The sequence below is a fragment of the Porphyromonas sp. CAG:1061 genome (assembly GCF_000435035.1).
Taxonomy (GTDB): Bacteria; Bacteroidota; Bacteroidia; order Bacteroidales; family Porphyromonadaceae; genus Porphyromonas_A; species Porphyromonas_A somerae.
Map to the genome: position 1 here is coordinate 5,962 of NZ_HF988855.1, position 10,293 is coordinate 16,254.

The 10,293-nt window shown below is 43.6% G+C and carries 9 protein-coding genes; 3 read left to right on the forward strand and 6 right to left on the reverse strand.

The genetic code is table 11. The features are described from left to right. Positions 1–388 (reverse strand): NAD-binding protein (locus tag QVO39_RS01260; RefSeq protein ID WP_288171397.1); only part of this gene is annotated, 388 nt, incomplete at its 3' end. Positions 389–394: 6 nt separating this feature from the next. Next, on the reverse strand, positions 395–2,296 hold the full coding sequence (dxs, locus tag QVO39_RS01265) for a 1-deoxy-D-xylulose-5-phosphate synthase (RefSeq protein ID WP_021902681.1): 1,902 nt from the start codon (positions 2,294–2,296) through the stop codon (positions 395–397). A 132-nt stretch (positions 2,297–2,428) separates the two neighbouring features. Here dxs and xerA point away from each other — a divergent pair, with 132 nt between their 5' ends. The 3 genes from xerA to QVO39_RS01280 all read left to right on the forward strand — a co-directional run bounded on the left by xerA (position 2,429) and on the right by QVO39_RS01280 (position 4,688). Then, entirely contained in the window at positions 2,429–3,337 is a 909-nt protein-coding gene (gene xerA / locus QVO39_RS01270) for a site-specific tyrosine recombinase/integron integrase (RefSeq protein ID WP_288171399.1), read from the forward strand. 224 nt (positions 3,338–3,561) lie between these two features. Then, a complete protein-coding gene (locus tag QVO39_RS01275) occupies positions 3,562–3,855 on the forward strand; it encodes an HU family DNA-binding protein (protein WP_288171408.1) in 294 nt (97 codons plus the stop codon). A 248-nt stretch (positions 3,856–4,103) separates the two neighbouring features. Then, positions 4,104–4,688, forward strand: a complete 585-nt coding sequence (locus QVO39_RS01280) for a superoxide dismutase (protein WP_021902684.1) — start codon at positions 4,104–4,106, stop codon at positions 4,686–4,688. A gap of 111 nt (positions 4,689–4,799) precedes the next feature. Here QVO39_RS01280 and QVO39_RS01285 read toward each other — a convergent pair whose 3' ends face one another. From QVO39_RS01285 to QVO39_RS01300, 4 genes are read right to left on the reverse strand one after another with little or no spacing between them, the layout of a single operon-like run. Beyond that, positions 4,800–7,613 carry a M16 family metallopeptidase gene (locus QVO39_RS01285; protein WP_021902686.1) on the reverse strand — a complete coding sequence of 938 codons (2,814 nt, stop codon included), beginning with the start codon at positions 7,611–7,613 and terminating at the stop codon, positions 4,800–4,802. 6 nt (positions 7,614–7,619) lie between these two features. Beyond that, positions 7,620–8,756, reverse strand: a complete 1,137-nt coding sequence (locus QVO39_RS01290) for a metallophosphoesterase (RefSeq protein ID WP_021902687.1) — start codon at positions 8,754–8,756, stop codon at positions 7,620–7,622. After that, positions 8,753–10,120, reverse strand: a complete 1,368-nt coding sequence (locus tag QVO39_RS01295) for an MATE family efflux transporter (RefSeq protein ID WP_021902688.1) — start codon at positions 10,118–10,120, stop codon at positions 8,753–8,755. Before QVO39_RS01295 ends, QVO39_RS01290 begins: the two co-directional genes overlap by 4 nt. A gap of 4 nt (positions 10,121–10,124) precedes the next feature. Then, a complete protein-coding gene (locus tag QVO39_RS01300; protein WP_353867180.1) occupies positions 10,125–10,283 on the reverse strand; it encodes a helix-turn-helix domain-containing protein in 159 nt (52 codons plus the stop codon). Between the last annotated feature and the right edge of the window lie 10 nt (positions 10,284–10,293).

The window sequence follows — 10,293 nt, forward strand, 5'->3', positions numbered from 1 at the left end:
GGGCGGCTAGCTGTTCGGGATAGATCATATCATCCACCCCAAGGTTGGTAAAGTGCTCTTTATAATTAGGGAGCAGGTATTCGCTATTATTAATTCTGGCTAAGGTCTTTTTGGCGCCCATAGTTTTAGCCATGTGGCAAGCAACTAAGTTGTCGCACTCCTCTGGGGTTACAGCTATGAATAGGTCGGTCCTTTCGGCACCGGCTGACTTTAGATCCTTGAAGGAGATTGGAGACCCCACAAATGGCATGATCTCTAGCCTATTATTGTAGACAAAGTCTAGATTGGTAGGCTCTGAATCAAGGAGTACAATATCATGCTCCTCGTGTGATAGCATCTCAGCTAGGTGAGTGCCTACTTCTCCAGCTCCGACAATTAATATTCTCATAAGTTATTACTGAAACATCTTGACGGCTGTATCAACCAGTGACGAAGCGTCCAAGCCGACATATTGATACTGAAGAGCCACAGCTCCTTGCTTAATAAACTGATCTGGTATGCCTATTCTTTTAATACGGATAGGAGTTCCCTTATCTGCATAATATTCTAGTAGGGCACTACCTACGCCACCTGCCAATGAGCCATCTTCGACCGTGATAATGGTGTCGTATTTCTCGGCTAGGTAGTCGAGCATCTCTGTATCTAGAGGTTTTACAAAACGGAGATTGACATGCCCTGGGTGATATCCAAGAGAATTTAGCTCTTTTACAGCGTGTTTGGCTTCATTGCCTACTGGCCCATAGGATACAAATGCTACCTTTTCTCCAGTTGTGAGCTCTATGGACTTGCCAAGAGTTAGTTCCGAAAATGGCACTTTCCAATCTTTGCAAGCACCCTTTCCTCTTGGAAAACGTATCACAAATGGTCCTTCCTTATGATGCTTGTAGGCTGTGAACATCATCTGGCGGAGCTCTTTTTCATCTATAGGCGACATGATGGTGAGACCAGGAATGGTGCGGAGATAGGCAATATCATAAGCTCCCTGGTGTGTCATCCCATCCTCGCCGACGAGCCCAGCTCTATCTATGCACAGAATGATTGGGGCTGACTGCATCGCTACATCGTGGATTACCTCGTCATATCCACGCTGTAGAAAGCTAGAGTAAATATTGCAGAATGGTATCTCCCCTTTGAGTGCAAGGCCAGCAGCAAATGTTACGGCGTGGCCTTCTGCAATACCCACATCAAAGACACGATTGGGGTATTCGTGTTGCATAAAATTAAAGGAACTACCCGAAATCATGGCAGGGGTGATACCTACTACTCGCTCATCCATCTCTGCGAGCTCAAGGAGGGTTTGCCCAAAAATCTCTTGGTATTTAAGTGGGGTGTCGGGAAGCTCAGGCGCCACATTCCTCTTACCTGTATTTGGGTCAAAGAGACCTGGAGCATGCCATACCACAGCACTCTCTTCGGCAGGTTTGTAGCCCTTGCCTTTGATGGTCTTGAGGTGAAGTAACTTTGGACCCTTGAAGTCTTTAATGCTTCTGAGGGTATTAACTAGTTCAACCACGTCGTGCCCATCAGTAGGTCCAAAGTACCGTATACTGAAGCTTTCAAAGAGATTCTTATCATTATTGATGAGTGCCTTCAGGCTATTATTGAAGCGGAGTAAATTTCTCTTCTTAGAGTCATCGATAAGCCGAAGCTTCTTCAATCCTTGATATCCCTTATGTCTGAGGCTATTGTATACTTTGCTCGTATTGATTCGAACCAAATACTTACTGAGCCCACCAGTGATGGGGTCAATACCTATATGGTTGTCGTTGAGTATAATGAGTAAGTTATTGGGGTGGTTGGAGGCATTATTAAGTCCCTCAAATGCTAGGCCACCGGTCATGGCACCATCTCCAATAACAGCGACTACATTCTTCTCTTGATTTTGCAGTGATGCTCCTATAGCAATTCCTAAGGCGGCTGAAATGGAGTTGGAAGCGTGACCGGATATAAATGAGTCGTACCGACTTTCATTAGGGTGGGTAAAGCCACTTATACCTCCCCATTGGCGAAGCGTAGAGAAATCCTTTTTTCGACCCGTTAGTATCTTGTGTACGTATGACTGGTGCCCTACATCCCATACTATCTCATCATGGGGAATATCAAACACATAATGAAGCGCTACAGTCAATTCAACCACACCGAAATTAGCTCCTAGATGGCCAGGAACCTTGCTCAACGTCTCTAAGAGAAAGCACCGAACATCCTCACAGAGTTTGGGTAAGTCTGTGAGGGGCAGTTTCTTTAGATCGGCTGGTGAGTCTATTGTATCTAATAATGGGTAATTACTTTGCTCCATCTTTTATGTGTGTCAATAATAGATTGCGTTCTTATCATATATGCAAAGTTAGTCAATTCCACTCAATCTAGCACACTCGATAATTCGGGAATCGGTATTGAGAGTGTATTGATTATTTGTTATCTTTGAATTATGGATAAAGAAATGATACTAAAGGACGAAATATTGGAGGACTACTATGAGTACCTCCTATTAGAGAGAAACTTGGCGAACAATAGCATCCAAAGCTATGAAAATGATGTCAAGCACCTCCTTGAGTTTAGTGAAATGACAGGCAAGAGGTATTTGGACCTATCCTATGATAATTTGGAGCAATTCCTTTCCTATCTCGTAGATCTAGGGCTTAGCAAAAAGAGTCTTAGACGCATAGTTAGTGGTATCAAGAGTTTTTATCGCTTCTTGGAGTTAGAGGAGATTGTTACGGATAATCCTACAGAGTCACTTGAAGGGCCTATGGTATCAAGAGAGCTTCCGGAGGTTTTAACTGTAGAGGAGATTGATAGCTTGTTATCTGCTATTGACCTTAGCACACCGCATGGCGTTAGAAATGCTGCCATTTTGGAGCTATTATATAGTTGTGGGCTTCGCGTCTCTGAAGTGTGTGATATAACTTTTTCATGTCTCTTCTTGGAGGAGCGGTACATTAGAGTGGTAGGAAAAGGAACTAAGGAGCGATTAGTGCCTATGTCGGAGAGTGCTGTGGAGCGAATTAATGAATATCTACCAATACGGCAAGCCATTATTCCAAAGCCGCCCTATCAGCATCACCTTTTTCTGAATAGAGTAAGGACAGGAATCAGTAGACAGATGATATTTATGATTATCAAAGACCTGGCTAAACAAGTTGGCTTGAAAAAGAAAATATCCCCACATACTTTGCGACATTCATTTGCGACCCATCTTTTAGAGGGTGGTGCCAACTTGCAAGCCATAAGGGATATGCTTGGTCATGCAGATATATCCACTACAGAGATTTATACCCATTTGGATAGGTCTACTCTTAGAAATGAGATATTACAGTATCATCCACGCAATCATTGATGTCCTGTTATATATTTCAGACTAATGATATCTATCATAAACAACCTCAATGATTAAATAATCTAAAATTATACCGAACTAATCAATATATCAAATATTTGCTCTATATTTGAAAGCGAAAGATTAGATGCCGTGGTGTTGCTCATGCAGTAGTAGGTTCAGAGGGATTATTTGGTATCTATTTCTTAAGAGTTAGAAATTAATAGAAGTTATTATACACTTACATTTTAATAGTTGAAATTATGAATAAGACTGAATTTATTGCAGCTGTTGCTGAAAAAGCAGAGCTTACTAAAGTTGATGCCAAAAAGGCTGTAGATGCAGGTATCGAGGTAATTACCAAAGAGATGAAGAAGGGTGAAAAAGTAGCTATCCTTGGTTTTGGTACATTCTCTGTTACTGAGCGTGCAGCTCGTGAGGGTGTGAATCCTCGCACGGGTAAGAAGATGAAGATTGCTGCTCGTAAGGTAGTGCGCTTCAAGCCAGGTGCTGCTCTTGACCTCAACAAAAAGAAGTAATGTGGTTATAGAATCAACCACATCCAGTTACTTCTGATATAAGTGACTGATGGTTTATGCGAACTCTCACAGCATATTGATCTAGCTTTGAGGGTTCGCATTGTTTTAGCAAACCTTTTCTATAGTCATTTGTTATACCATTAGAGACAGATATAATAAGCTATGACTTTTTCTGTGCTGGTTAGGGAAGCTAACCGAAACAGTAATCGTTGATGCTATCACTTAATAATAACATAAATGAGAAAATTATGAAGTTTGAACTTGTAAAACTACCTTATGCGCCTAATGCTTTAGAGCCAGTGATTAGTGAGAAGACTATAGGTCTTCACCATGGTAAGCACCTACAGACCTATGTAAACAATCTAAATAAGCAGATTGAAGGTACTGAGTTTGCTAATATGGAGCTCGTAGATATCGTGAAGAAGTCTGAGGGCGGTATATTCAATAATGCTGGTCAAACCCTTAATCACAATCTTTACTTCCTACAGTTTGCCCCTAAGGGAAGTGGTAAGCCATCGGCAGAGCTTCTTAAGGCAATAGAGGAGAAGTGGGGTTCACTAGAGGAGTTTAAGAAGGCATTTGAAGCTGATGCAGCTTCTCTCTTTGGAGCCGGTTGGGCTTGGCTTTCTGCCGACAAGAGCGGTAAGCTCTCTATTGGGAAGTACACCAATGCAGGTAACCCTGTAGTGGATGGCCTAACTCCACTCTTGTGTGCTGATGTATGGGAGCATGCCTACTATGTAGATTACGAGAACCGTAGGCCAGAGCATCTATCTAAGATTTGGGAGATCATCAATTGGGATGAGATCAACAAGCGCTACGCTGATAGATAAATAGCTGATCACTAAGTGAATAATGGGCATATCTAGCGAAAAGCCAGATATGCCCATCTTATTTGTTTCGAACTGGCGTCTCTGCAAAGATGCCCCTCAAAAGACAGTGTTCTACAATAGATGTTTTTTGGAAACTCTAGTGATTTGAAAGCTCTCAGAAAGTTGAGCCACTGTCTTATCGTCAATGTTTCCTATCATCGAAAGTGTGATAGGAGACTTTATAACCTTGGCTATATGAAAGTCAAGAACCTCCTGTAGGGTTATTGATTTCAGGTTATCCTCAATAATCAAAGCAATATCCTTATTGTAGCCTTGACGTATATGGGAAGCAATTGTTCGGCTCTTCATCCTCATTGCTGGGTAAGTGCTTCGGACATCGCTCCGCAGGGTATTTATAGCTATTTCAAGTCTATTAGGGTCATCAGGACTTCTATGTATCAGTTTATTGAGAAGCTCAATGACCTCTAACAACTTATCAGTTTGCGTGCTTAGGTATACTAGTAAATCTGTTTGCCCGTCATGGATAGAGTGGGGGGCAAAACTTGCAAAGCTACTTACACTGTATGCTAAAGAACGATACTCACGGATTTCTTGGAATAGGAGTGAGCTCATTCCACTGCCTAGATAGGTTGAATAAACTCTGAGAATACTCTTTTCATAGTCCGATAGTACTCCCATAGGTAGATACCCTTTTATGACTACTTGAGTAGCACTAGGCTCATTGTGGAGTAGAATGCGATTGCCAGATGGGAGGATAGAGGGCACATAAAAGTAGCCCTCTCCATATTCTGATATGGCATCTAGATTGAAGCTACTCTTGATGCAAGAGGCGACCTTCTCTATCTCTAGCTTTCCAGTGTAGTGAATATCCAGTTCTGACTGTAGTAGATGGTGAAACTCTTCCACCATATCTTGGGCTTTCAGCTGCTTTATTTTAGACAGTGAAAGGTCTGCCTTGTAAGGTGCCTTTTCTCCATATCTTGCCAAGTCCAATAGTCGCTTAGAGAGCTCCGTGATATCAGCCTTTATCGCTCTATCTGAAATCTTCCTTGCCTCAATTATCTTCTTAATCTGAGGCTTTTCTACCTTTATATCGTTCAAAATGGAGCCAACAAGTGCTATTGTCTCACTAAGGTAGTGGTCAAATCCAGAAATCCGAATACAGAAGAAACTAGGTTTGGACTCATAGGTGATGGTCGCCCCCAAACTTTGTAACCTTTGATTTAGCTCGTGTGCACTCATTTCGGCTCCACCAACTAAATCCAAATATTGCTCTAAATAAGTTTGGAGTGGGTGATAATAGGATTGACGGAAGAAGAGCAAATCGAGAGAAAAAAGATCATTAATCTCATTACCCACCTTATATAATCGAACCAGATCATTTGCCGACAAATCCCTCTGCTCCGCATCCTTTTTGAAGTCCAAATACTTCATAGGTAGCTTCGGGATTTCTAGCGTCTCTAGGTGTCGTGAAAATTCAGACTTCGCACCTTGATTCGGTGCTTTCACGGGCTGGTAGGGAGGCTTTGGTAGCTTTTCAACGGCATATCTTCCAGTTTGCTTCTTAACCTCCAGATAGTTGCCGTCCAAATATCTTTGTGCCACCTCCACCACCTCTTCCTTGCTTATTGAGCTAAGCAAATCCAATTCCCTCATCAGGTCACTCCACGTTTCATTCTGTGCAAAAAGTGACGAAAGAAGCTTAGCTTTCTGTTCGCTCGACTCTAATTGTAGGAGGTTGGCCTTGTACAGCGATTGTTTCACCTCCTCTAAAGCTTGAGTACTAAAATCCCCTCTTTTAATTCTATCGATTGCCTTTTGGATCCTTCTTTTAACTAGATAAGAGCTTTGGAGCAACTTTGGCATGATGTAGACACCAAACAGCCCCATATCATTGAGTGCAAAGTTGATAGCCGCTGCCTCCATCACCTTTCCATCAATCGTAAGCCTATCCAGTAGCCCCGTTTTTCCATCGTTATTCAAAAGAGACTGTACCAAGGACAATGCTACCTGGTCCGGATGATTATTGGGTACCGTGTGCCATATGAACCCCAGCCCCTTCACAAATGGGATAGGTACCTTTATGGTCATTTTCTCGTGTCCATTAAAAGGCATGGGCTGAGGGGGCTGCAAAGGTTTCCGACCACCCGATTTGATTCTTCCGAAAGTCCGCTCAAGCAGAGGTAGCAATCCCTCCTCCTTGATATCTCCAGTCAAGATCAGAGCCATATTCTCGGCATAGTAGTAATCTCTGAAGAATTCCTCCATAGCACGAATATCGGGCGACTTCAGCGCTTCTGTGCTACCGATAATTGGATATCTATAAGGGTGGGGGGCTGCCAAACGCTCCATAATTCTCTGTGTTGGTTCGGTGCTGATATTATTGGAGTACATATTCTTCTCCTCATAGACCGTCTCCAACTCACTTTGAAAGAGCCTAAATACAGGGGCAATCATCCGCTCACTATTCAGCTCGCACCAATGCTCCAGATACTGAGGCGAGAACGAGTTGTAAAATAGAGTATAGTCGTACGATGTGCCAGCATTCAGCCCACTCCCTCCATACTTCGAGATCAGGTGATTGAAGTCATTAGGGATGGCATACTTTGTAGCTTCAATATTAAGCTCATTAATTTTGCTCTGTATCTCCTCCCGTTCTGCACTGTTTTTAGCTACTTGAAGCTTTGAGTATTGTTTGGTTATCTCTTGCAGAATAGGTGCTTCCTGCTCAAAGTCTACCGTGCCAATGCGTTGAGTTCCCTTAAACATAATATGCTCAAAATAGTGTGCTACGCCACTATTAGGGGTCTCCTTAGCACCAGCCCTTACCACCACCTGTCCATATACTTTAGAATCAGATGAGTCAGTAGAGATCCATACAGTCAGACCATTATGGAGAATAAACTCCTTAACTGAGTCATTCATAAATGATTATTTTTCCCCTTGTAGCTTTAGGTGAATAATCACCACTTCGCTGAGTGTGCCAAGCAATATAGGTGAAGACGAAAAGCCTAGTCCAGAGCTCGTAATATAATGCGTTACTCCTCTGTGTAGATATCCATAAGAGTTTTCAAAATTGAGCCATACTAACCACTTAAAAGGGATAAACTGGCCATCGTGCGTGTGTCCATGCAGAGCTAAGTCGATTCCTAATGCCCTCTCCACATCTGGTTCAATGGGTTGGTGATCAAGCAAAATGGTCGTGGCTCCCTCTGGTACCTGCTCCACAAGTGATTTCAATGGAAGTCGATTACTCTCATTATAGGCATCATCACGGCCGATCAGATAGAGAGAGTCCGATAGCTGCACCACACTATCCACAAGGAGCGTGCCCACCTCATCTAACCACTTCCGCTTAGGCTCATTATCTATATAATACTCATGATTACCGAGCACATGAAAGATACGCGACTTATCAGAGTGCAAGCTAAGGAGTAGCTCAGATATCTCAGGGTCCCGCTCCACGTAATCAAAGTAGTAATCCACCTGATCCCCACCTACCAATACATAGTCGGGTTGCTCCTCTTGCACCATCTTCACCATCTTCTGTAGCACCTCCTTTTGCACCAGTTCACCTATGTGTAAGTCGGTAATAAAGGCCACCTTAAGTTCTTTCGGAGTTCCATTGTAGGGGAGTGTGATGTGGTAGTGCGTTGCCACTGGATTTATGGAGTTGTAATAGCCTTTAATACAGAGCGCTCCAGTAATAGGAAGCAACACGATGAGAAGACAACTACGTAATTTTAGCCTTAGTTCTGCCTGCTTCACCACATTAAGTTTCCCCAAAAGCCAAATGATGAAGTAGCCACAGAGTAGGGGCATCATTAGGATCACTATAAATACATAGTAATTGGTAAATAGAGAGGTGCCCACTCTTAGGTACTCACCCCTAGAGTGGTAAAGCACCTTAGATATCACGATCACCAGGAAGTATAGTAGTTCGAAAACAACCCAACCAATCGCTATCCTACGCCACTGAGAGCCTTTTTTAGTGGCCCACCATACGCATAGTAGAAACAGAGCATTCAGTAGCACCTGTCCCGCCAGTGATATCAATAGCATCCTCATACCTTCTTTTCTTCTTTATGTTTCCTAAAAAATAGCACGATTAACGTTAAAGATATGGTAAAGGAGAGCACATCAGCCACCGGAGTTGCCAGCCAAACCCCTTTCAGCTCCCATATCAATGGAAGGAAGTAGATCAGAGGGATCAAAAAGGCTACCTGCCTAGAGATACTAAGGATCATTGCCTGCTTCGCCGAACCAATACTTTGGAAGAAGTGGACACAAGTTACCTGAAAACCAACAGCCCAAAACGCCATATTCTCAATCCTCACAGCCTCCTTAGAGACACGGATGAGCTCATCATCAGTAGTGAAGCACCGCACCAGCCCCTCTGTGAAAAGCTGAGTAATCACGATGCCCACCACTCCTATTATTACGTTGAGCCTCACCGTTTTGATAAAAGCTTCCTTCACCCTATGGATATTTCCTGCCCCAAAGTTATAGCCCACTACCGGTTGCATTCCAATAGCCAAACCGAGGATAAATAAAAAGATAGTGGTGCTAATACTATTAGAGATCCCATGGGCACCCACCGCATAGTCGCCTCCATAAGCTACTAGGCTACTATTCTTAAATAGGTGCACCATACTTGCTGCCAATTGCATCACAAAAGGTGCCACCCCAATACTCAGAATCCCCCATACATAGCCCCACTGGAGCTTGAAATTCTTAGCACGAATGCGGAGAAAGGCACCAGTATCTGTAAAGTGATGCATCACAAAGAGCATACCCACAAACATGCTCAGCACCGTAGCCCATGCTGCTCCCTTGATTCCCCATCCTAGTCCGAAAATAAATAGGGCATCAAAAGCCACGTTCAGCACCGCCCCAATAATCATCGTCACCATCGCTTTGCGAGGATACCCAGTCGCCCTCATCACCGAATTGTACGAAAAAGTGAGGTTCGCAAAGATATTCCCCGGGATCACTATCCCTAAGTAGTCCATGGCATAGGGAATCGTATCAGCCGAAGCGCCAAAGGCATAGAGCATCGGTTCCATCAGTAGGTAGCAGAGAGTGATGGTAGAGAGACTCAATACTACAGAGAGCACAAAGGCATTACCCAATAGATTTTCCGCTTCTCCTCGCTTCTTCTGCCCAAGCAAGATAGAGATCCTAGAGGAGGCTCCTACACCTACTAGGATCCCAAAGGCTTGTAAAAAGATAAGGATCGGAAAGGTGAGTGCCAAGCCCGAAATCGCCAAGCCTCCCACCCCTTGTCCAATAAAGATCCTATCCACCAAATTGTAGAGCGAATTGACCATCGTCCCCACAATCGACGGTACCGCATAATACCTGAGTAGCTGCCCAATAGGAAGCGTGCCCAGGTCATACGTCGTGATCGTGTTGCCTTTACCTCCGCCCATACTTTTATCCTAGCCTGCTAATCCGCTGAAGCTTCTCTTCATCTAGCACCTTAATCCGTCGCCCATTCAGAGCCACTACCCCCTCCTCCTGAAAGGAGCGAAGCGTCCGCACCGCATTGCTAGTAGTCATATTACTTAGGTCCGCCAACTCATTACGCGTCAGATAAGCCCTA